The organism is bacterium (genome assembly GCA_030693425.1).
Taxonomy (GTDB): Bacteria; Patescibacteriota; Minisyncoccia; order Minisyncoccales; family GWA2-46-15; genus GWA2-46-15.
The window spans coordinates 1-23,657 of record JAUYAM010000004.1 but is presented as its reverse complement, the minus strand read 5'-3'; the positions used below and the strand labels follow the sequence as shown (position 1 = coordinate 23,657).

The 23,657-nt window shown below is 47.1% G+C and carries 14 protein-coding genes and 1 rRNA gene; all 15 read right to left on the bottom strand.

Going from position 1 to position 23,657, the window contains the following annotated elements:
- Window positions 1-253: 253 nt before the first annotated feature.
- Window positions 254-832: an LAGLIDADG endonuclease gene (locus Q8N16_03125; protein MDP3093733.1), complete on the bottom strand. Its 579-nt coding sequence runs from the start codon at window positions 830-832 to the stop codon at window positions 254-256.
- A 54-nt stretch (window positions 833-886) separates the two neighbouring features.
- A 23S ribosomal RNA gene (locus Q8N16_03120) occupies window positions 887-3,814 on the bottom strand.
- A 404-nt stretch (window positions 3,815-4,218) separates the two neighbouring features.
- A complete protein-coding gene (locus Q8N16_03115; protein MDP3093732.1) occupies window positions 4,219-4,899 on the bottom strand; it encodes a hypothetical protein in 681 nt (226 codons plus the stop codon).
- Between the two features lie 107 nt (window positions 4,900-5,006).
- On the bottom strand, window positions 5,007-5,669 hold the full coding sequence (locus Q8N16_03110) for a hypothetical protein (GenBank protein MDP3093731.1): 663 nt from the start codon (window positions 5,667-5,669) through the stop codon (window positions 5,007-5,009).
- Window positions 5,670-5,766: 97 nt separating this feature from the next.
- On the bottom strand, window positions 5,767-6,633 hold the full coding sequence (gene speB / locus Q8N16_03105; GenBank protein ID MDP3093730.1) for an agmatinase: 867 nt from the start codon (window positions 6,631-6,633) through the stop codon (window positions 5,767-5,769).
- Window positions 6,634-6,645: 12 nt separating this feature from the next.
- Complete coding sequence (locus Q8N16_03100) at window positions 6,646-7,734, bottom strand: deoxyhypusine synthase family protein (GenBank protein ID MDP3093729.1); 1,089 nt, start codon at window positions 7,732-7,734, stop codon at window positions 6,646-6,648.
- Window positions 7,735-7,760: 26 nt separating this feature from the next.
- On the bottom strand, window positions 7,761-8,201 hold the full coding sequence (locus Q8N16_03095; protein ID MDP3093728.1) for an S-adenosylmethionine decarboxylase: 441 nt from the start codon (window positions 8,199-8,201) through the stop codon (window positions 7,761-7,763).
- Window positions 8,202-8,544: 343 nt separating this feature from the next.
- Window positions 8,545-9,579, bottom strand: coding sequence for a UDP-N-acetylmuramate dehydrogenase (gene murB / locus Q8N16_03090; protein MDP3093727.1), 1,035 nt, complete (start codon window positions 9,577-9,579; stop codon window positions 8,545-8,547).
- A gap of 172 nt (window positions 9,580-9,751) precedes the next feature.
- Window positions 9,752-10,333, bottom strand: coding sequence for a hypothetical protein (locus Q8N16_03085; GenBank protein MDP3093726.1), 582 nt, complete (start codon window positions 10,331-10,333; stop codon window positions 9,752-9,754).
- A gap of 197 nt (window positions 10,334-10,530) precedes the next feature.
- A complete protein-coding gene (locus Q8N16_03080) occupies window positions 10,531-12,207 on the bottom strand; it encodes a peptidoglycan-binding domain-containing protein (GenBank protein ID MDP3093725.1) in 1,677 nt (558 codons plus the stop codon).
- Window positions 12,208-12,260: 53 nt separating this feature from the next.
- Window positions 12,261-12,917 (bottom strand): hypothetical protein, encoded by a 657-nt coding sequence (locus Q8N16_03075; protein MDP3093724.1) that lies wholly within the window; start codon window positions 12,915-12,917, stop codon window positions 12,261-12,263.
- A 121-nt stretch (window positions 12,918-13,038) separates the two neighbouring features.
- The gene (locus Q8N16_03070; GenBank protein MDP3093723.1) at window positions 13,039-20,766 is read right to left on the bottom strand and encodes an Ig-like domain-containing protein; all 7,728 of its coding nucleotides are present in this window, start codon (window positions 20,764-20,766) and stop codon (window positions 13,039-13,041) included.
- A gap of 273 nt (window positions 20,767-21,039) precedes the next feature.
- A complete protein-coding gene (locus tag Q8N16_03065) occupies window positions 21,040-21,462 on the bottom strand; it encodes a GxxExxY protein (GenBank protein MDP3093722.1) in 423 nt (140 codons plus the stop codon).
- 118 nt (window positions 21,463-21,580) lie between these two features.
- Window positions 21,581-22,501 carry a peptidoglycan-binding domain-containing protein gene (locus tag Q8N16_03060; protein MDP3093721.1) on the bottom strand — a complete coding sequence of 307 codons (921 nt, stop codon included), beginning with the start codon at window positions 22,499-22,501 and terminating at the stop codon, window positions 21,581-21,583.
- 40 nt (window positions 22,502-22,541) lie between these two features.
- The coding region (locus Q8N16_03055) for a hypothetical protein (protein ID MDP3093720.1) at window positions 22,542-23,657 on the bottom strand (1,116 nt) is incomplete at its 5' end.

The following is a 23,657-nucleotide window of genomic DNA, read 5'->3' as shown; positions in this document are numbered from 1 at the left end:
CTACTATTGTCTAGTAGTACGGTTTGAACCCAGCTCACGTACCATTTTAATGGACGAACAGTCCAACCCTTGGGAGCTGCTTCACCCCCAGGATATGATGAGCCGACATCGCTGTCGTTATTTGTCTTCCGTTGCCGGAAGGATCGGACTATATCTTCACCCGTCCGCCAAGTGGCGGATTAGGGGTTGGCGTGTTAGCTTCCTGATTTTTCAGAAAACTCCGACCACAATTGGTCAAGTCTCTACGGGGTCATTACACCAGTTTGTATTCCATTGATTTTGGAATAAACTGTTTCACCAGATCACAGAATCTTTTTGCGTCGCTACTAATTATCCTGATTCTGAAATACTTTTTGTCTTTATTAAGACGAGAATGAATATTGAATTGATTAAGCAATATATTCTGTAATTTTATCTGGTCTTTAAGAGAAAATTGCTGTGTGTTTAGATACACAGAGCTTCTGCTTTTGGAGCCGTCATCCATGAACCAAACTGCTAAAGTTAATCTATCTATTACTAAATTGTCTGGAATTTCTTTCTTACCATTTATGTAAAAACGGTAAAATAGTTCTGTTATCTCTGAAAGGCATTGGGTATAAAATCTGTAAGCCACTCTTTGATCATTGCCTTTCCTTTCTTTGGGATTGCTTTTTACAATTGATCGCAGAATGTTGTATTTCCAGTCAACGTAATCTTTTTGGCTAATAGAATGATTTGTTTCCAAAAACGCATTTTTTCTCCCTGGAATAATTCTTAAATAGCCGTCGCCTAAAACAGCGCCGATTATTAAGGATTTTTGTTCCTGTGTAAGACTTCCCACGGTATTGTCCATATAGTTATTTTACCATATATGGAGTTCACCGTTATAAGCCAATTTTTTTCGGAATATTTTGTGGGTAAAATATTCCAGGTATGCCATTACTGGCATAGCACCCCGATTTGTTAAGGTGCCGAACAGGGCCGTAGATGTGGACTCGCGGGCCCTACTAGCCTGTTATCCCCGAGGTAACTTTTGTCCGATGATCTTTCGCGGTTCTACTAACTACATCCATCAGAATTTTGTAAAACAAAAATCTGACGGATACACGATCGGTTCACTAAGTTCTGGTTTCCCAACTGCGCGGCATGTCCGCCTTGCAGTAAAGCCGGCTTATGGCTTTGCCCTATCGCTCCGATTTCCATCCGGAGCTAGCCGACCTTTAAACGCCTCAATTACCTTTTATGAGGCAAGTGCCCCACTTAAACTACCCGGGTGGCACGGTCTTCCCGCTTAGCGGGAGTTAGAATTAAGAGTTTAAAAGACGGGTGTTTCATTGTCGGCTCCATCCCGCCCAAAAGCGGAACTTCAAAGCCTACCCGCTACGCTACGCATCAAAACCCAAAACTCAATACCACCTTATAGTAAAGCTCTCGGGGTCTTTCCGTCTAGCCGCAGGTAATGGGCATCTTCACCCATACTGCATTTTCACCGGGCTGCTCCTGGAGACAGTTTCTTAGTCGTGAAACCTTTCATGCGGGTCAGAACTTACCTGACAAGGGGTTACGCTACTTTAACACGGTCAGAGTTACCGCGGACGTTCACTGGCGCTTCAGGTAATGAGCCTGAATATATAAATATACCCAGACCCTCACCATTGACGTTCCAGCACTGGTCAGGCCTCAGTTCCTATACATCCTCTTACGAGTTAGCAGGAACCTGTGTTTTTGATAAACAGTCGCCAAGAAATCTTTAGCTGCGTCCCCCACCACTTTGGCCTCAATTTTTCACGATTAACCAGAATTTTTGGTTTTTCGTAGAATTAAAGACAAAGTGGTGGGGGAAGGTCATATTGCGAACTTACGACCGCTTTTTTGCCGAGTTCCTTCAGGAGCTTTCACCCGTTCACCTTAGTGTACTTACACCTGCCTACCTGTGTCGGTTTACGATACGGGTCCCCATACCAATTAACTTCCAAAAACTTTTTCTGGGAAGCTTGCTCGTCCAGATTTGCCCTGGCGAACCAGAGAATTTTGTTTGCCCTTGATAAATCTTAAGACAAACAACGAGAATCCAATAACTCGTCCGGATTACTAAGCTTCGTCGGTCTCTGGAATTGATACAGAGAGGGCCGGAATATTAACCGGCTGTCCATTTCCCACCACCATTCGGCGGCAGGATTAGGCCCGCCTAACCCCTGGCTGACGATCATTGCCAAGGAAATCTTAGGCTTTCGGTGTCAAGGAGTTTCACCTTGATTGCGGTTACTCATGCCAACATTCTCACTTCCCATCGCTCCATCCCGCTTTACAGCTGGACTTCACAGCAATGGGAACGCTTCCCTACCACGAGCACATAAAAAATTATGTGCTCGTCCTTATCTTCGGTATTGAGCTTTAGCCCCGTTGATCTTTGGTGCAAAATCCCTTAGTCAGTAAGCTGTTACGCACTTTTTAAAGGGTAGCTGCTTCTAAGCTCACCTCCTGACTATCGACGGAACTTCACTTCCTTCCTAGCACTTAGCTCAAATTTAGGGACCTTAGATGAAGGTCTGGGCTGTTTCCCTTTTGAGCCTGGACCTTAGCGCCCAGGTTCTTACTCCCCTAAATATCTTGGTATTCGGAGTTTGATTAAAATGCCTGGAAAAAATCCACGGTATTTCATTCAGTGCTCTACCCCCAAGATATTATTTTACGGAGGCTAGTCCTAAAGCTATTTCGGGAAGAACCAGCTATTACCAAGCTCGTTTAGGTTTTCTCTTCTTGCCACAACTCATCCCAGAGTATTGCACGGCTCACGGGTTCGGGCCTCCTCCCGCTTTTCAGCGGGATTCACCCTGGTCATGGCAAGCTCGCTTGGCTTCGGGTCTCACTCTCGAGCTTTTTATGTCGCGTATTTCACGCTCGCTTTCACTATGCCTCCCCCCGTTAAACGGGGTTAGACAAAAGCACGAGAGAGAACTCGTTGGCTCGTTCTCCAAAAAGTACGCCGTCACCATCCTTCGCTCATTACTTCGTAATGAGCTACGGAATGGCAAGCCCCTTTCAATAGGGTTTACCGATCCGAAGCTTTTTGCGAAGCAAAAAGCGAAGGACGGCTCCGACTCTTTGTAGGTTTGATGGTTTCAGGTTCTATTTCACCGGGCTTACCGCCCTACTTTTCACCTTTCCCTCACGGTACTAGTTCACTATCGGTAAGGCTGAGTATTTAGCCTTGGGTCTGTAGTCGACCCTACTTCCTACGGGATTTCCGTGTCCCATAGTACTTAAGAATGTGTCTTGCGACACCTCCCGCTGAAAGCGGGAAAGAGACTAGGAGATTAATTGTTTTCGCCTACGGGACTATTACCCTCTTTAGTATCCCTTTCCAGGGGATTTCGGCTAACAATCAATTTTCTTACTCCTTCCAGTAAATTTTTTCTGAAACTTTCCAGAAAAAATTTCTGGGCGTCACCCTCTTTTAACTGCCCCTCGACTCGGTGCTAAGCACCTCGCTCGGGGTAAACCCTCTATTTTTAAATAGGTTTACCCTGAGAGAGACGCACAGCGTCGAATCGAAGGGCTCTAGGCTACTTCCCTTTTCACTCGCCGCTACTAAGGGAATAAACTATTGTTCTATTTTCCTCCGGGTACTAGAATGTTTTGCTTCCCCGGGTACGCGCCCTCAACCGTTTCAGGTTAAGGGCAATCCCGTTTTAGGCGGGATTGGGTTTCCCCATTCGGACATCCCCGGATCAAAGGTTGCTTGACACCTCCCCGAGGCTTATCGCAGTCACACCACGTCCTTCATCGCCCCAGCCTTCCAAGGCATCCACCATCAACCGTAATAACCACAATTATTTCTTACCCTCCTTAATTCCATAAACTTATGGCTTTTAAGGAGATTTTTAGCTAGATTAAATTGTCAACGTTCTTACCCATTTGTCCTATCTGCCGGGCAAAAAACAAAAAACCGCTTTTCGAAGCGGTTCGCTGGGTAAAGTAAAATCCCAGAAATTATCCGCTTCTTTCAATAAGTTTGGTTTTGATTGCTTTCATATTAGGTAGATCCATTTTAAGCAACCCAAAAATATTTGTCAAGCCCCCACACCAATCCATCGATAAGCAACATAAACATATTGGCCAAAGCCGTTAGGCGGCTTCGCCTTATGATTATTATAGATTCGAAAACTTATCGCGGGATTGGTGTGGGGGCCAAGCCCCGAAGCTGACCTGCGGTTTTTTGTTCTAAATAACCCTTGATTAATCGCTTTTAATCTTTCTGACCAGATCCTCTAAAAGCTCTCTGGCAACGTCCTTGCCGCCCAGGCCAAAAGCCAGTCCGCCGGCAATCACTAAAATGGCAACAACGCCTGTGAACAGGGTCTGGACCAAAAATGAGGCGATGCCAAACTGAATCAGAATGGCAAACAGAGCGAAAACATAGATCAGCCATTTGACGGCTAAACCGACTATCTGAGTTGTTTTCACTTTTGCCCTGGCGACCGAAGCAACGACGATTTTTTCCAGGATGTCGGCGACAATGACCGTCACCACCATAATCAGGGCGACGACAATGACGTTGGGCAGCCAGCCGATCACCTTATTCAGAAGACCGGCAAATCCGATCAGGCCGAAAATCTCCACCGAGGCCGATAAAAAGGTAATGACCATGACCCAGCGGCAAATCTGGCCGACAAATCCCGCGACGTCTGCTTTGATGCCGGCTTTTTCCAGAGCTTCGTCCCACTGGCCCTTGGCAAACAGCTCGTTTAGCTTGATCAAATTGAGCAGCTTGGTCACGAGCAGGCCGACCCAGGAAGAAATGAACCAGCCGATAACGAAAACAACGATGGCGCCAATAAGGTCGGGAATAAAATATAGAAAGCTGACCCAAAGATCCTGAAGAGCTTGGAAAGTCGCTAAATACCAATCTTGAAGCATATTTTTGAATAGATTTTAAGGGGATTATCGACCTTTGAAGCAATTGGTTTATTATACATCTTTGCGGTCAAAATTAAAAGAGCTGCGGGGTCTTCTCCGCAGCTCTTTTATAATTCGAGTAATTTTACTCTTTTAAGACGAGACAATCTCTCAATCATCTCGTCTCTGATTTGCCGACCAAGATCGTCGGCGAATTCGTCCACCCAAGAAAGATAAATCTTCAGGGCAGCCGATAGAGTTTTTGCCGGAATTGTTTTAATTCCTGGTTCCGGCAAAAAGACCAGGACGAAAGAGCGATTTTCTTTTTCTCCATCCTCAAGAGGAGGCAGAATATATTTAAAATCTACTCTTTGATAACCGACCTTGCGGAAAATTTCTAGCCGGTCGGCAGCTGGCACCCCATAATTTGAGGTGTCCATCTCGGCTAACACGCCGAGGAAATTTGGGTTTCGACGCCGAAGTTCAACGCCGGCGGCTTCAATAAGCCGCTTAAACAAACCTTTACCCCTCCACTGTCTATTAATGACAGTGAAGAGGCTGATGGCGATTCCTGTTGAGACAAGAGGCGAGATATCATTCACCCTCGCTGCAACCGGCTCTCCTTTATTAAAAAGGCAAAAAACTAGCCAGTTACCGTCTCTAACCTCTTCCACAAATGTGGGATAGGAATCGAGTTCGTTTTCTTGAATCCCCCTTTGAAGGAGCTCATAAACGGACTGTAGGGTCCGTTCACGAGCTTTTGGGCTCAATAAACGGATTCCCGTTTTCATTTCGACCTCCTTTTTGTCGATAAATTATATTAACACAAAACTCAAAAAAAAGCAATGGCCCTGCCTTGCTTCTAATAGTTTAAAAATAAAGTTATTTTTACAGTAAAGAATAGCCGATAATTTTATAGGCGAGCTTGGCGGCAAGGAAGTCCGGGAAAACAATCCCAGGCAAGGGCGACAATTCCACCACATCTGCGCCAACAATCCTCTTGGTTTTGGCAACTTCTCTTATTAAATCCAAAACCTCATACCAGCCAAGTCCGCCTGGTTCGGGAGTTCCGGTAGCGGGCATAATCGAAGGGTCCAAACCATCAACGTCAAAAGTCAGATAAACGTTTTTTGAAAGCGTGGAAATGATTTTTTGAACCGGAATCTGCGGCGCATAAAAAATGCTCTTGATCTTTTCTTTTTTTATATACTCTGCCTCTGTTTCGTCTTGGCTGCGGATACCCACGGCCGTTATTGACAAGCCCATTTCCCTGACACGACGCATAGCGCAGGCATGGTGATATTTAGTTCCCTCAAACTCGTTTCTCAAGTCGGCGTGAGCATCAATCTGCAAAACCGACAAATCCTTGTATTTTTCCCTGAAAGCGGCGACTGCGCCAATGCTAATCGTATGCTCTCCGCCGAGCATCAAAATGAATTTTTTATCTGCTAAAAGCCGGGAAACGACTTTTTTTATATCCCGAACCGCCTCTTGGGGAGAATTTTTGGAGCAGACGAGTTCTGGCAGGGTAAAAATCCCGATCTGGCTCACGTCTCTCTTCAATTCAATGTCATAAAGCTCCATATGCCTGGAGGCGTCGATAACCGCTTTCGGTCCCTCCTTGGTTCCTCCTATATAATAGGTAGTGGCCTCGTAGGGAACGGGAAAAACAACTACCTTGGCTTTTTCGTAGCTTTGATTTTCCAACCCTCCAAAGTTATAAGGCTCAGGGGTCGGATAAAGAGGAAGTTTCATTTTATGCCTTTCTTACGATTTAAAAACAGAAGAAAAATCTTTTCCTTTTCTCTTTTTCTTTACTTTTTCAAAAAGGGCGTGAGAAACCAAGGGTAAAGCAATAGTGGCGTCGCAATAGCACTGAACCTTGGGAGCTCCAACTTTCTCCTTTCCCCAAGATGTTGCCTCTTCAAAGGTGCATCCTGAAAGCCCGCCCCACTGCGGAGCGTCGGTGGTAATCTGCAAAGCGTACTTGTGGGGATAATAGGTTTCCACCAATTCTTGTTTTTTCCCTTTTCTTTCGGCCCGGAAAACCTCGCACTTCCTGCCCGGAATAGCCCTTTCAGGATAGAGAAGATCGGCCGTCACAGCCAAAAGCTGAATAAAGTCTTTGGGCACGCCGCCGCCAATATAGATGACTCCTGAATCCTTAATCTCTTGGCCGAGACCCATAAATTCAATATAGTCTTTCATGTTGTCGATGATCAGATTGAAGCCCTTGGACTTGGCAATAAGGCCAGCGTCGCCGTAGGGACTGTCAACAATAGCCGGGCAAAAAACCGGCACTCCATATTTTGCGGCATTTGCAACAATACTCTTAATGTTCTTTTTCCAGAGCCACTTGCCAAAAAGATAAAAAATCTCCCTGGAAGAATAGGGATAATCTGGTTTAAGGTTTTTGACATAGAAATCGGCAATCATCTCCGTCATTTCCATATAATCGGTTTCCAGGCCGAAAACGTCGTAATAACGGTTAATGTCAGTTTTTAATAATTTGACGTCGTCAACCAAGTGGCTGCCCTTCCAATAAGAGTAACCCATGGCCTCGACAATGTCTTCTGAAAGGTTGGCGCCGGTGCCAACCAAAACATCGATAAACCTGTTTTCAATCAGCCAATTAATTATCTGCCACTGGCCGGTCGTGCTCAAGGAAGCGGCATATCCCATTATAATCGTCAGGTCTTTGTCTTTTATCATCTTTTCCCAAACCTGAGCGACTTCCCCGAGTTTTCTTCCCTGAAAACCGGTGTCTGCCATGGCATCCAAAAGCTCAGAAACAGTTTTCTTGCCCACCTCGATAGTTTTAAGCTTTTCCTTTAAATAAGGATTGGATTTCGACATGAGAGTAAATTTTTATTAAATCCCCCCTACGCCTCTCTGACAGCGTTAACCGTCTGCAGTTTCCGAGAACGACTTGAGGCAAAAGATATCCTCGCCGAAGAGATTTTCGGCCGGCTAGGATAATTGACCTGGAAAAAGAAAAGATTTTTCTGGCTGACTTTCAGTTCTTTTAAGAGGTAGGTTTTCACTTCTTCCGGATTAAAGGGCTTGCAGGAAAAAATGTCAACGCAAACCTCTCTGGGATTAGAAAAGGTGTGAATCGAGATGTGAGAAAAATCAATAATGCAGAATCCCGAAATCCCGGGGTTGTCGTCCACGCCCTGGACTACCAGGGGCCCGCCGATAATTCTCATTTTACAAACCTTAGATACGTCTTTAAGCAAAGAGTTCACCAATTTCTTGTTGCTCAGTTTTTTAGAGCTGATGCCCCAAGCGTCAAAAATGTAATGGAATCTTTGCGTAATCATCTTTTTAAACTTTAATGGCAAGCCTCATCCCCCGAGCCCCTGAAATTCAGATTAAGATTCCAGCGGGCTCAGGAGAAACGGGGCAAGAAGTTATTTCTTCTTCTTCTTTGCTTTTTTCTTTGCCATTTTTTTGTTTCAATCCTCGCTGTTAAAAACTATTTTATTATTGTTGAGAGGATTGAAAAGTTTTTCTGCAAATAGCCGACAACTATTTGTTTTTCAAAAATTTCCCTAAGATTTTTTGGGAAAATTTCCCAGAAAAATTTTAGATTAATTCATTATTTCATTTCAAGAATCAATGTCAAGATGTGGAAAACTCAAAAATAAAAACTCGTAAAGTTTTTTAGATTTCTGACGGCAAAATCAGTATTTCTTCCTTAAGATTCAGCTTAAATTTCTTTTTTACCTTTTCTTTTATTGTTTTAATCAATTTTCTGGCGTCTTTTGCCTTTCCGCCGCCCAGATTAATAATGAAGTTTGCGTGTTTTTTTGAAACCTGAACCCTCCCGATTGTCTTTCCTTTTAGGCCTGCCTGGTCTATGAACCAGCCGGCTCCGGTCGTCGGCGAGCCGGTTTTTTCTGAAACTTTTCTTGGAAAATTTTTAAAAATGCTTCCGGGGCAATTTGTCTGCGGCTGAACCTTTAATTTTCTTTTCAGCCATTCTTTGTAGACATGCCTGGCCCTGCCGATATCTCCGCGGGAAAGGAAGAGGGTCACTCTTAAAATAATTTGTTTTTCTTTCTGGACATTGCTGAGATCGTAAGCAAAACCCAGGTCCTTGCTTTTTATCTTTCTTATACGATTGTTTTTGTCGATAACCGTTACGTCTTTGACATAGTCGCCGAAAAGTTTTGTCCCGCCGTGAATATTGTAAACTACCGCTCCGCCGACAGACCCGGGAATGCCGGCAAACCATTGAAGGCCGGTCAGTTTTTTCTCTAAAGTTTTCTGGATCAAATACTGGACGGGAATTCCCGAGGAAACTTCAAGCTCAATATCAAAAGGTTCCTGCGGGTAATCCAGATCGGAAAATTTTAAATACTTGCCGGGATGAGCCGGTAGATAATGGGCGTTTCCCGATTCCTTTTTTCCAAAAGATCTTTTTAGTCTTTTTGAGATTTTCATTTCCGAAACCATATTCCTGATGACCAAGCCCCGGAAACCTTTGTCGTCAAAAAGAGTATTCGATCCCCTTCCTAAAATGAAAAAAGGGACTTCAAGCTTGCGGGAAATCCTGATGGCGTTGACAAAATCTTTTTCTGTTTTTGCTTCGTAAAAAAAATCGGCCGGACCGCCGATCCGGAAGGTTGTGTAATCCTTCAACAAAACGTTTTCTCTGAGGCCGGGCAAAAACTTCCTCAAAATCCCTGGTTTCATGCTTGAAATGGGCCAGAAGAGGTGAAACTCCAATTCTTTGTAATTAGTGAGTGCCGTCTCCCGGCCCAGTTATATTCTAACATTATTATAATCATTCACAAACAAGCATATCGCGCCCTATCATTGCTATAGCTTTAATTAGAAGTTGTTTTTTTGGAATAAAATTAGAATCTTAATCTAATTTAAAATATTCTCTTAATTCCTTGTCTCCTCCAATTTCAGAAGCAATAATCAGCCTTACGTCTTTCTTATCCAGGCCAAAGAAATCCCGCAATAATTCTATCTCTGCGACACAATCAAATGGATGAGCCCAAACGCTTTTTTGCAATTGATAAAATCCCAGCTCTTTTAATTTTCCCCGAAAGGCCTCGCGATGCATTTTTTTTAACTCAGAAATGTCAAAAATGACTATTCGCCATTTCCTATCCCAAATCACCGGCTTTTTTATTTTCAAATCATTAATCTGAAAAAAACCTGCCTTCTTTCTTCCCTTATCAGTCAATTTAATATATATTTGAGGCCCCCTCTCTTCGATTTTTATCAAACCTTGATTTTTTAATCTATAAAAAGTGTCGTAAACCTTTTTCCGCGGATACTTTTTCCACTTTTGATAACTTTTTAAAAGATTCCTAACAAAAAAGGGAGAACTGGCAGCAATATAAACGGCTCCGGCCATCATTAACCAATAAAGAACATCTTTGGTGATTTCTGTTTTCGGTTTTTTAAAATAGTAACTATATTTTCCAATTCCCATTATTAAATAATAACTCCCAACCGTTGCTATAGCAATAGTAAGAAGGGGGTTTGTATTAATATTAAGGGATTCTAAAATTAAAATAATCTGCGGGATAAGGAATAAAAAGCAAAAATCCCTGCTCGAGGAGGGATTTATGCCGAATCAGAGCTTATCACTAATTACGACTTAGAGTATAGCAAATAGGCTTAATCTTGTCAATACCTCTCTTTATTTGCCGCCGCCCTGGTTAAGGGGCCGAAATATCCTGTCTGGATTATTCCTTTTGAGGCCTGGTATCTCTTGACCGCCAAAGTCGTCAAGGAAAGATAATTGCCGCTGGCCAAGCCTTCTGGATAAATCGTTTCTCCTTTTGACTTTAAAAATTGCTGCAGGCACTTAACGTCATCAGAATTAGTCATTCCGTAATAGAGGTCTTTTGAAAATTCCTGGCAAGAAGCCTTTGGAAGCTTGCCCAAAGCTATCAGCTGGATCTGAAGGTTTTTGATTTGCTGCTTTAGCTCTTCTATCTTTGCCAAAAGCCTGTTAATCTCTTCCTGGTTTTCCGGAGATGACTGCTCGAGGTTGGCAGAAGCGGTCCAGGAAAACTGGATCGAGGGCTCGGTCTCCGAAAAACCGGTCGTTTTCCCCAATAGCAGAGGAATTACCACCAGCGAAGAAAACTTTTTGTCAAAATCCTCAATTTCAATCTTGCCTTGATGAAGATTGTTAAGATTCAGAAAATCAATAGTATACGCGCCTTTCTTATCTTCAATCAGATAAGGAATCTTGAACGAAGAGTTCGCCTGGAAAGAACCTGCAAACTCAAAAGAGAGATCCCCTTTGATGCCGAAAAACTTGTACCAGTTAGCTGCCCAGCCTTTGGTGGTGTTGACTACCGACAGACTAGTTTTCGGAACCGGCGGCAGAAAGTTAGCCTGAGGCACGACTTTAAAGTTGCGCAGGCTTTGATTCAAATAGCAATAGTTGGAACCGAAATTGCAGCTATTGATGAAAACGGCAACCGCCCAGTTAGTGAAGATCTGAGAAAAGTCATCAACGGCCCCGAGTTTTTTCAGAGCTTCGTTAAGGCTTTCGATGCCGGTTTTTGAGGATAAGGCCGATTCTTTTAAAACGGCGATCCCGTAATGATCAACTAAGTACTGGATGAAAAGGTTGGCAATGCCGTAATCCTGGGGTTGATTCCTCCATTCGGTCAGAGAATCATAGGGTTTGTCTAAAAAATTCCTTACTCTTCTTTCCAAGTTTGACCCATCATAAACATTATCGTACCCCAGGAGAGTTGAGGTGTATTCTGATTTAGCCTCGTTGAGCCAGACGTCTTCGGTTACCCCTCTCAATCTTTCTTTCTGGTTGAAATTAATCAGGTGCTGGAATTCATGGGCAAGAAAAGATTTAAGCAAAGGACTGGTGGCGGAATTGGCGTTGATATATATCATTTCCCTCTCGTTTGACTTTAAGCTTTGGGCTTTCGGATATTCATCTCCCGAATTAAAATAGCCTCCGGAAGTTTCTTTCATCGGATGGAATAGAATCGTAATCCTGGTGTCCCTGTCTATGCCCGGAGTCCATTCCTGGCCAAAGTTTTGGGTCAGAAGCGGATAAATCTTGCCGTCGAACTCCTCGCCGAGATTATTTATGGAATTTGTCACCTGATTCTGCTGATCCTGGGATAAGCCAGACCACCAACTGTCGTCAAAATAAAAATAGGTGAAGGTAGTCGTTTTCCTCAAAGTCGCGCTCAGCTGCTGTCTCTGGCTAGAATCGTAAACCGGCTCAACGTTAAAAGTTTGGGTTTCACCAACGAAAAAAGCCAAGCCTTTTAGAGGAAGGAAAACAATTGATAGAATCGCAATGAAGAGAATCTTTTTCATTGTCATTTATTCTATCAAAAAAAAGCTAAACCTCAAAGACATCGCATGTCCAATTACCTATACCCGCCTAGCCATTCAATAAAATCTTTTTTAAATTTCCCCTCATTAGTATCGAATAATTCATAAAACAAATTTTTGTTGACGGTTTCCGGAAAATTGTCTTTGCCAATTAAATCTTGAAAGCTTGACCAGCGATAATTTTCAAGAAAATCGATAACTTTCTTTAAACTGACAATCCCCTTCTCGCGCCATTTGGGTTCAATCAAAGAAACGGGATTGGCCATGATATAAAAAGGAAGGTGGAGAAAATGCTCGTCTTTTTCTATCAAAATTATTTTTGATCTGCCCTGAAATAAAACTCCTTTCCTCTTCTTAATTTCGTTAATATATTTTGTGTAACCGCCGAATATCTTCTTGGAAAAAACGCTTGCTCCGCCGTCAATTTTCTCTCGAACAAAAACGTGGGCATGGTTCGGCATTAAACACCAGCATAATAAGCCAATAATCTCCTCCCGAGCATAATTAAACATATTGGACATCGCATGTCCAATATGTTTTGCCCGAGAACGACGCAACGGATAAGGCAAAGCGAGTTTGGTGTCATTAAAATCGTGAAGGTTGTAGGCGAAACGAAAATAATCTTTCTCCGAATAGAAAATATCTCTTTCTTCGACTCCCCGATTTAAAATGTGGTAAAAATCGCCGCTCATTGTCTTATTATATCAGTTGGACATGCGATGTCCAACTATCTTCAGAAACCAAAAGGCACTCTTAAACTTAAAAGAGCGCCTCGTGGTTATATCAGTTGGACATGCGATGTCCAACTATTAATTACAATCCTAGATCGCTGTTGACAGCTGCTTTGGTTTTTGGCCCGAATCTGCCGTTAACCGGAGTAATGCCTTTGGCTTGCTGGTAGGCCTTGACTGCTTGAACCGTCATTGAAAGGTAATGACCGGTGGCATACCCCGGTGACAAATACCCCTTGCCGATCAAGAATTTCTGCAATCTTACAACATCACTATTTCCGGTCAGACCGTAAACAAGATCTTTGCCAAAAGCGGTTGCCGCTGTTTGCTGGAGTTTAACCAGTTCCGCCAAAAGAACGCTGATATTGTGCTGGATTGCCTGAATAGCGGCTTGAATTTCTAGCACGGTTGGTTGGGCAGAAAGTGTCGGAATCGGCATTAATTCTGGCGTCGGCCCCGAACTGGGAGTGGGCAAGGGAGTCGCAGATGGGCTCGGAGATGGGCTCGGTGAAGGACTCGGAGACGGAGTCGGCCAGAAAGAAATGGCTCCGCCGCCCCCGCCGCCGACATAGGCCAAGACTCCGGCAGAAGCAGTTGACGGGTTGGATTCAAGAACGCCGCCGGTATCCGCGGCCGTAATCTTATAGTAATAGGTCGTGCCCGAGCTGACCGAGCTGTCTGCATAGCTGGTCGTGCCGGCCGGAACATCGGCCGTGTTGATTTGAGCGTAGTCTCCGGAAGCGGAGGTTGACCGATAAACCTCATAGCCCAGTAGGTCGGTCAGGGTTGATCCGTCCCTATTAGTTGTCGGCGCGGTCCAGGAAACGGTGATCGTGCCGGAAGTGGCTGTCCCCGCCGCACTGGTGGGTGAGGCGGGCGGCAAACCGTCCGGATTTTGGTTGGTCGGCGAATAAACTGTCATATGGTCGGAAACGCCGGCGTAAACCACCGAACTGACGTTAGAAAGAGTGTTGGTCGGAATGACGGGCTGGTCACTGCTGTCGAGATAAGCGATGTTAGTCAGCACCGGTTCCCAGTTGGAAGCCGAATTGTCGAAGTACGACATGGTGACGTTTTCGACTTCGGCAAAAGTGTCAATGCCCTCGGCCGCTAACTCGGCTTTAGTGTATTTCTTTTCAATGGTGACATTGCTGGAAAAACTGGTCTTGGGCATCATCGAAGAACCGGAAGGCTCATAGGCTGAAATCTGGACCGCTTCCCCGCCAATGGTTTTGGCCGTCGGCGAAGAAGTCACATTAGCCACTTCGTAATCCTCCATCTGATAGGTCGCCTGCGAAGAAGCAATGGCGTTCTGCGGCGCGATCAGCGCCAAGCCGGCCGAGGAATGTTCGAAAGTGGCGCCAGCCGAAGGATTCAAATCGGAATTATTGACGGTGGCCAATCCGGTTTTTTGGGTCGTCAAAGTAACATTAATACTAGGCACGCTCGCGGCCACCGAAACGACAATGTCCTGGTTGGAAGCGTTCTGATACTCTTTTTCCTGATAGCCGTCCGAAGCGGCCGAAATCTTCCAATCGCCGGCCGTCACCGGCAAGCTGTAATTTCCTTGGGCATCGGTTTCCGTCGAAGTAAAGCCGCCGCCCAGTTCTTTGCCAAAGACTTTGGCCCCCTCAACCCCGCTGCTGCCGACTTTTATCTGGCCGGAAATCGTCAGGCTGGCCTTGTTGGCGTCTAAGTTCTGGGTCGTGGTGCCGGCAACCGCCACCGATAAGCCGGTATCAACGTAACCGCTCTTGTCAATCTGGAAAAGATAAGGCGTGCCGGCGCCGGAAGCGGGCAAATTAACCGAGTAATTGCCCGAAGCGTCGGTTTTGACGGCCAGGGCAACGTCGTTAGAGCCGGCCTTTTTTATGTTAATAACGGTATCGGTCAAAAGATTATTAGAAGCGTCTTTAGCCGTGCCGGAAACCGTAAAGAGAGTCGGCACGGTGACGTTAATGGTTTCGTTGCCATCCACCACCACCATATACATGTCATTGGCGCTGTCGGAATTAATGTCTGAACCGGTCACCGTCGTGCTGCCGCCGCCGAGCATGGTCAAGGTTTGATCCGCCACGCCGGGAATGGCCAGTTCCAAAGCATATTCATAGCCGGTGCCGGCCGGAACGGTCAAAGCTAATGAAGAAACATTTTCGCGGCTCGTCTCGTTGCTGACATCTTTACTGCCGAGTTTGTCCATCTGAACATAAACTTCGTTCAAGGTCACCGGAGCTCCCAAGGAATCCACAAAATTAACGGTCACAGTCCTAGTATCAGCTACGGGCAGATCAGCTGCTCCAGTAAGATTAATGTCTGCTGAAACTACCACGGTCTGAGGCGGAATCTTGCCGATATCAGGCGACCAGGCTGTTACCGTATAAGTGCCGTCGGGCACCAGAATGGTGTATTGGCCGTTTTGGTCGGTCATGGCGCCGTTGTGATAACCGGTCCGGTCAAAGTCCACGTGGACATTGGCCAATAAAATGTCTCCCGGAGTATTATAGGCCCCGCTGCTGTTAACGTCTTTATAGACCCGGTCTTTGACGGTTCTAAAAGTAGTGCCAATGGCCGGAGCAAAATCAACATTGGCCTGAGAAGCAGTCGCGATGGTCACAGTCTGTTCGGTCAGGTTGCCGTACTGGGGCAGGAAAGCGCCCACCACCCAGGTCCCGGCCTGAACGTAGAGAATGTATTTGCCCATAGAGTCGGTCTTGCCGCCGACATTGCCGGGCGCGTCGGTTCTCCGGGCATTGATTGAAGCGTCTTTAATGACGTTGGTGCCGTCGGTCACCTTGCCCGAAATCGTATACATTGATTCGGGATTCTGAATCTTGATGATGAGGTCGGTCGTGGCCGTACCATTGGCATAAATCGTGGTCACTGAACTGACCGTCTTAACTTCCACTGGTATTTCCTGGCTGGGCGGCATGCCCGGAACAAAAGCGCCGACCTGATAACTGCCATCCATTACTTTGAGGGTGAAAGAGCCATCGGCGCCCGATTGAGCATGGGATCCCATCCCGCCCATCGGAGAAAAGGCAAAAACATTGGCGTTCTGAATGCCGGTCGTGCCGGCGGGGTTATAAACATGGCCGTTAATGGTTTTATTGGCAGTACTAATGCCGATGGTCAGCTTGCCGTCATTGGCTATATCTCCAGTAGCTAATCCGAGCGGATCTTTCCAAGTCCAGCCGGGACCAGTACCGGAAACATTGACTTCAATGGGCCGGGGCGGCATCCAGCTGGGCATGGGCGGCGGGCCGGATTGCTGCGGGCCGCGCGGCATGGCCGGGCCCATGCCGATCATCCAAGTGCCGGTGGAAGGCAGATACAAGGTTTGAGTTGAAGGCGAAGCGTTGGTCAAAGTACCGTTTAGGGTAACCGTCTTGACGGAAAAGTTGCCCGGACCGCCGGCAAAAATATCCACGCTCTCGTTACTGAAGGTGCCTGTAATATAAACTGTCAAATTAGGCTTATTGGTGCTGGACTGCGCCTGAAAAACCAGATTCTTGGTATTGCTGCCCGCCGCCACATTGGTTGACTGCGGCATAGGCTGTAAGTCGATGTAATAATCTACTCCGGAAATCGGCGTGGCCATCGTTTCTGAACCCAGCATGTAATTTCCCGTGGGCAGACTGGAGAAGGTGTAAGTTCCGGTAGCCGAATTGGAGAAATTCACCAGCGTTTTTAAGGGACCGGTGGCCGGCGACATCAGATAAACCGGCAGATTAGACAGAGTCACGGCCACGGGAGCGCCCAACGAGTCTTTAAAGGTGATGCTGCCTGTCAATGTGGCTGACCCGGCCGACTTGATAAAGAAAGGCATTGACTTGAGGCTTTCCAGGGTCCGAGTGCCGGACTTGGTGTAAATGTCCACCTGATAGCCGGCGCCCATGGTGATGCCGTTGGTCAGATCGCCGTCTGAAGATTTGCTGGTGTTTTTAATTCGGTCAATCTCCAAATGCAGAAAATCATTCGCTTGAGTGGCCACGCCGCCCAGAGTAATGGTTACCGTCCTGGCCACGGCATCGGCGGAAACCGAAGCAATGGTCACCGTGCCCGTACCCGGACCGTTAATGTCTTTGTGAGCCCATTTCTTGTTGGGGTCGGCGTCAATGGCATTGGCAACGTCAAAACCGACCGGGAAAGTCAGAACAATCGTGCCCGAAGCCGGAATGGCTTGAGATAAGGGCAAATCAATCATGTACATTGATTCCTGGCCGGCGAGCATATTCATGGGAAAGACATTGACCGGCTTGAATCCCATCATCGAGGGGTTCTTGCCGCCAAAAGCCGTCACCTGCATAGCGCCGCCTGAAAGAGCTGAAGTCGGCGGCGGGCCAGACATTCCTCCGCCGCCCGGCCCGATATTGCCGAAGGTATTTTTGGCGTCCATAATCGGACCGCCAGCAGTGTTAGCGCCAAAATCATTGACATTACCGCCAACAGGTTTTTCCGTGTTCTGGATAATATTGCCGGAAACATCTTTGACGTTCTTCACCCAGATATTAAACCCGCCCTTGATTGCTAAAGACGAATCAAGCATTTTCAATCCTTCGATGATGACGGTGCTGTAGGCAGGGTCGTATTTAAAGGTTAAAGGCCCGCCCGTACCGGCTGTCGTTGCCGTAGCCAAAGTGTTGTTGGTTAAAAAGTATTTGGCCATATTAGTGCCATCAAAGGGCGGCGGCGAATTATTGGTGTAGAGAACATAATTCCCCGGATTCAAAACCGAGGCCGCCCAGTTATTGGTATCGGTGGCTTTAGCGGCATTCATTGGTTCGGAAAAGGTAATGGCCAGCTTATAGTCGTCGCCGTTGGCCATCATTACTGTCGGGCCGGCGCTGTCTACCGTGGAATTAGTGGTAAAAGAAACCGTGTAGGCCGCAGCCAAAGCCGTGCCGTTCATGGCTTTCACGCCCGTGCCGACGGTCAAAGTGTAAGTCGTCACCGTGTACAAAACCGTGGTCGGCGCGATCTTCACCGAACGGGAAAGGCCGTCATAACTGGTGGTGGTCGAAACCGAGGTCGTGCCGTTCTGCAAAGTAATGTTGGACGAGGTAATCGTGGAAGCGTCCATATCCTTGGAAAAACTCAATTCAATCACTCCGACATTGGTCGGCACGCCGGTGACGCAAAGATTGACCGAGCAGGAACTAGCCGCAGTATAACTCTGCAAAGTATTACTCAAGACCGTGGGTGCGCCAATATCTGTGCCAGCTCCGGTGAAAAAGTCGGCCTGGTACATCACGTTGTTTGACTGGTCCGGCATGGCCATGGTCACGCCCGTAGCCGACTTAGCTCCCCCCAGAACGCGGACGGCATAATTGCTGTGGCTGGCCACTAAACCGGAGCCGCCGACCGTAATCGTGGCCAGTTGCCTGGTCGTGGTGTCAAGAACGATTGAGGCCACGGTTACGTATTGGCCGCTGCCAGTGTTATTGAAATTGGTGTCGTAGAGTTTGACGTAGGTGCCGGTTGAGTTGGTGGCGTTAATGCCGACTGAATCCATGGGCTGGGAAAAGTTAATCACAATTTTGGCATTGGTCGGCACGTTCTTGGCGCCGTTGTTTGGGCCGGAGCCGGTGACATAAGGCGGGGTAAACTGGCCGCCGCCGCCGCCGGTTTGCATAAAGGTATTAAAGCCGGTCGTCATCTGAGTCGAATCATAACTGGTAAAGTCGCCGCTGGTGGTAAAAGAAATCGAGTGTCCCCCGCCGGACTTGTTGCCCTGCAAAACATTGCCGGCCGCATCTTTGACGCTACCGGATAAATCAATGACGTACTGGGTATTGGCGGAAAGAGCCGCGGCCGAATAAACCAGGGCTTTGCGGTCCGGACCAAATTCGCTAGTCGAAATGACGCGGTCGGTTCGATCGGTCAAGGTCACGCTCGAGTTTTGCGCCTGGTAAGCCACGCTGACGCCAGGAAGGGCCGTGCCCAGGCCGGCTGAAGTGACGGGATAAATTTTAATGTTGCCGGCAATAATCGTGGTCGCGTCCATATCCTTGGAAAAACCAATCATAATTGGCGCTTCAATCTGACCAGTTGCCGGAATATTAATCTTTGAAGGCGCGCCCATCATTCCTTCCATGGGCGCGGAAAACGTCACTCTGGGCGAAGTCGTATCTCCGCCCGCCCCACCCCCGCCGGCCGTCAGGTTAATGGTGTTGTCGCCATAGACAGCTGTGCCCGAAGCTTTGGAAAGCGCGCCGTCGATCCAACCCATGCTGTATCCCGGGGCGTTGGCTTCTAGTCTGAACATGCCGGCCGGAATATTGATAAAAGTGAAAGTTCCCGCCACTCCGTCGGTCGCGCTCGTGGTGTTGAAATTCAGACCGGCGCCTCTCAAAGTAACATTGGCGTTATCAATGCCGGTGGCACCGGACATCACTTTTCCTTTGATGGTATTAGTCATGCCCGAGGAGCTGGTACTAGTTACAGTCCAAGCGCCCGCTTTAGCCGTGGCGTCAGCGTCACCACAAAGACCAAAACCCATATTCCACATGCAGCGGAAATTGCTGTCGGCGTCGGTGGCTTTAAGATAATATTTGAAAGCTACGCCCCCCGTGCCCGATCCGGTGGCGGCCGAAGGAATAATGAATTTAAAATCTTGCGTCATATACTGGCCGACTAAGGTAGTCCAGGTGGTGTGCGGCGGCAGGCTGTAGATTAAATTGGCGGTAAGACCCTGGGCCGGCGTTTCCGGATCGGCCATCTGAGCCATGATCATGAAATCCTGGCCGGAAATAACCTGGCCCACCGGCATATGATTGATGTTGGGCGGCTGGTTCTGGTATCCCCCGCCACCCCCGCCGGGAACTTCAGCCGTCGTGCCGGAATGTTGCGGATTAACTCCAGCGCCGGTTTGGGTAACAAAATCAAAATTATTATTGTTAGTGTCGTAAGAATTACCCCAGGTAACTTCTGATCCCGCTGCCGCTAAGGTCGTGGCGGTGGAAGTTGGTGAAGCTTTTCTTTCCAGGCTCGTGTTGGCAACAGGACAAGTGGCAAAAGCCGTTCCTTCTTTAATCGTGGCCGTACCGCAGCCAACCATGTCTTCGGCGCGGAAACCAGGACCAGCAACCCGGTAAAGAATAACGGTATTATTGACATCAAGGCCGTTGCCCGAAGGCGTGTAGGCATTGTCAACATTGGCCGTACCCGTCGGCGCGATTAACCTAAATTTCCCCGCTGCCAGAGTAGTGGCGCCGGCAAAAGTAACCAAATCCGTTGGCGTGCCGTCTTGAGCTAAAGCCGTGACTTTCCAGCCGGAAATGTCAATCGTAGAATTAGTTTTGTTATAAATTTCAATGAATTCTTCGGTTTCGGTGGCGCCGGAAAGCTTGACTTCGGAAATGACCACCTGGCCGGGCTGGGCCACGATGCCGATATTACCGTTGTCGGCATTGGCTTCGGCGGCCCCGTTCTTAGGAGAGTTGGCTTCCGCGCCGCTCGCCACTTTGACGAAATCCCCGGCCCCCGGAGAAATCTTGGCGCCGGTTGATATCACCGTGGCCACGGTTTTGCTGTCAACCGTCGCCTTAGTGACAGTAGTGATGGCGGAATTATCGCCGGTGGCGCCGGTCGTCAAGGTGAAAGAACCAACCACGATGGTTGACTCATCCATCAATTGGTCAAATCTAACCTGAAAAGTGGTTGGGTTGACGTATTCCACCATCATCACTCGGGGAGCGGCCGCCATAGCTGTTGGCAGATTGGGAAAGCCGGCCGTCCAAAGGATTGTTGTTAAAATAGTTAAAAAAGAAATTGACTTCTTCGCGAGACTAAGCATTTTTGACTGGTTCATGTTTTTTAATATTTTTAATTATTGTTTATATTACTTAAAAATAAACAGAGTTTGTTTTTCGCTACGCTCAAAATTAAAAGCCGCAAAATCTAAGTGCGGCTAAGTTTATTATCTTTTATTAAATTTAAAAAGCGATCAGAAATCACAACAAAAGCCATTTTTTTCTGACTAGACATTATTTCATTTTAGAATTAGCGAGAAACCGCGTCAAGCGCACAAACAGATTACCGCTGATTAATGGCTGATTTCCGCTGATAGCTCCGCCACAGATTTTCATTGATTCTTAACCGATGTCCGCTGATAACTAGGTGTCCAGACACGACGGCGAATTTCTATTTTTGGGGCGCCAAAGTTTATGAGAAATCCAAGCCTGTAGCTAGTCCCTTTAAGATAATAAGTAAGCTGGGTTTCATGGCTTTTGGGCATTACCGGAACAGCTTTTATCTCTATCAGAATTTCATCGTTAATTACAAAATCCGGCCTGTAAATACCGATTTTCTTATCGTCGTAAATAATTGGTAAAGCTTTTTCCTGTTCGTATCTGATTTTCGCTCTCTCAAATTCTAAACAAAGCGCCTTCTGATAAACTTTTTCTTTATGGCCAAATCCAAGAGTATTATAAACTTCAAAGGCGCAGCCGCGGATTTTGTAAGACAACTCTTCGTAAACAAAATCTGATACCTTCTTTTTAATCATTAGTTTATTCTATCCCATCAGCGATAATCAGCAATCATCAGCGAAAATCAGCGGACAACCAAAAGGCGCCCCGGATAGAGGCGCCGATTGGTTGTCCCACAAGGATGGACAAAGAAAATTACAATCCTAGATCGCTGTTTACAGTAGCTCTCGTTGCTGGCCCGAATCTCCCATTGCGAATAGTGCCAATGCCCTTGGCGGTCTGATACGCTTTAACCGCGTCAACTGTTTTCAAATAGTAGTTGCCGGTAGCCGGTCCTGTCATATAGCCCTTAGAAATCATGAACTCCTGCATTCTCTTAACCTCGGCATTGTTCCACAATCCGTAAAACAGATCGTAAGTGAAAGCTTTTGCCTGGGGCGCAGGTTGCAGTTTTGCCAACTCTGCCAGAAGAACAGTGATATTGTGCTGAATCGCTTGAATTGCAGCCAAGATCTCTGCTCTGGTCGGAGTCGCTGAAAGCTGGGGAATTGGAACCAGATTTAAAGGCTCTGGAGACGGACTCGGACTTGGGCTGGGCGAAGGACTTGCAGTTGGCGAAGGACTGGGACTGGGTGACGGACTGGGCGAAGGGCTCGGAGACGGAATCGGAGTCGGAGAAACCGACGGGCTCGGGCTTGGGCTGGGAGTCGGTGAAGGAGTTGCCAAAGGGGCTGCTCCGCCGCCGCCAACCGCGCCCGAAGTCGGCACCGTGCAAACCGTGGTCGATACTGTCACTACTGTAGAAGAAGTGATAGTAATGTTTGACCAGGGCGGGTCGCAGGTGCTTGAAGCGCCGCCAGAAGTTGTCATCACGTATCTCGACGGAGATTTTAAGGTGATGCTTTCTCCTGCAGTCATTGTCAAGGTAACAGTCGTCGTGCCGACTTCAACCGAAGTCGCGGTAGAACCGGCTGCTACGTTCAGGGTTTCGCCGCTGCCTACACCGGAAAGGTAAAAGTAAGAGATTTCCGGAAAAGTCACATCCGCTCCCAAAACCAAACCAGGAACTAGGATCAATCCTAACAGAAATATGGCTGGTGATAGTTTTTTAACCATGAGAATTACGGAATTAAGTCAATTTAGGTTTTAACTATGACTAGTTCCTAATCGCTACTATATTGTACGTGCCGGCTGCAGGCGTACATGCCACCGCGGTCAATGTCGCAAAGTCCAACTGTAAAGTATCTAATAGTGAAACACGATAGCTAACCATTGGACAAAGTGCAGTCGGTGCGGGTCCATTAACAATTATCTTGTCAGTTACTGCTAATCCTGTAACTGCAAATGTTTGGGAGCTCGTACCAATAGCAGCTGCTGTCGCTACTGGTGTTAAACTCGGTGCATAAGCAACAATCTTTATAAGCGTTGTTCCACCGCCGATAGCAACAGAAGTTGCAGTTGCTACACCAATATCTGGAGTAGTTAATGTAATTCCTGCTAAGGTTAAAGCTGCACTTGTTCTATTGAGCGCTACTGATGTTGTCCCTATAAAAGTTGCAGATGAGTTTGCTGCACTATCGCCTGTGTTTGTGCCTGAAAGGTTGGAGCCCGTCACGGCGCCTGTGGCTGCGATTGTGCTAGCGGCTGTGACTGCGCCCGCGCTACTCACCGCAAACTTGCTTACGCCAGCTAGTTGCAGGTCAATGAAGTTGCCGACGAAACCAGTCGGGTTAGCGCCGATGTAAGTGCCGCTGGCCGAGCCGCCAACTATAGGTGTTGCATCTAACAAAACCAATGAAAGGACGGTTGAAGCCGCAGGCGCGCCGGAAATAGTAACCGCATTAGCGTTGGTCAAGCTGAAGGTGTTTTTCGCAGTCCAAATGTTGGTACCGCCCAATTCAGCAATAAAGGTCTGAAAAGTCGGCGCTACGCCTGCTCCACCTGAAGTTAAAACCTGTCCAGTAGTTCCAGTAGCAACTGTTGCTGGTGCGCCGGCTGCGCTCCAAGTGATAAGGTTTCCGGCGGTTCCGTCAGCAAGTTTAGAAACCGCAATATTATCAACCAAATCTGTCACATCAGCATCAACCGCCAGCACGCCGGTATCTGCTCTCAATACTCCGGTTAATCCAACGGGAACAGTTACTGTTCCGGTAAAAGTCGGTGAAGCTAAAGGAGATTTAAGATCCAGGGCAGCTTGCAAACCAGTGGTTTTAGCAATGGTCAGGTCAGCGTCAGCGATGGTCAACTTGCTGTAAGGAATGCCTGCAGCAGC

Bases quoted from the DNA above. Each gene is read 5' to 3' on its own strand.
- Q8N16_03125 (MDP3093733.1), bottom strand. From the start codon at position 832: ATGGACAATACCGTGGGAAGTCTTACACAGGAACAAAAATCCTTAATA.
- Q8N16_03060 (MDP3093721.1), bottom strand. From the start codon at position 22,501: ATGGTTAAAAAACTATCACCAGCCATATTTCTGTTAGGATTGATCCTA.
- Q8N16_03085 (MDP3093726.1), bottom strand. From the start codon at position 10,333: ATGGGAATTGGAAAATATAGTTACTATTTTAAAAAACCGAAAACAGAA.
- Q8N16_03065 (MDP3093722.1), bottom strand. From the start codon at position 21,462: ATGATTAAAAAGAAGGTATCAGATTTTGTTTACGAAGAGTTGTCTTAC.
- Q8N16_03110 (MDP3093731.1), bottom strand. From the start codon at position 5,669: ATGAAAACGGGAATCCGTTTATTGAGCCCAAAAGCTCGTGAACGGACC.
- Q8N16_03115 (MDP3093732.1), bottom strand. From the start codon at position 4,899: ATGCTTCAAGATTGGTATTTAGCGACTTTCCAAGCTCTTCAGGATCTT.
- Q8N16_03095 (MDP3093728.1), bottom strand. From the start codon at position 8,201: ATGATTACGCAAAGATTCCATTACATTTTTGACGCTTGGGGCATCAGC.
- Q8N16_03080 (MDP3093725.1), bottom strand. From the start codon at position 12,207: ATGAAAAAGATTCTCTTCATTGCGATTCTATCAATTGTTTTCCTTCCT.
- Q8N16_03075 (MDP3093724.1), bottom strand. From the start codon at position 12,917: ATGAGCGGCGATTTTTACCACATTTTAAATCGGGGAGTCGAAGAAAGA.
- speB (MDP3093730.1), bottom strand. From the start codon at position 6,633: ATGAAACTTCCTCTTTATCCGACCCCTGAGCCTTATAACTTTGGAGGG.
- Q8N16_03070 (MDP3093723.1), bottom strand. From the start codon at position 20,766: ATGAACCAGTCAAAAATGCTTAGTCTCGCGAAGAAGTCAATTTCTTTT.
- murB (MDP3093727.1), bottom strand. From the start codon at position 9,579: ATGAAACCAGGGATTTTGAGGAAGTTTTTGCCCGGCCTCAGAGAAAAC.
- Q8N16_03100 (MDP3093729.1), bottom strand. From the start codon at position 7,734: ATGTCGAAATCCAATCCTTATTTAAAGGAAAAGCTTAAAACTATCGAG.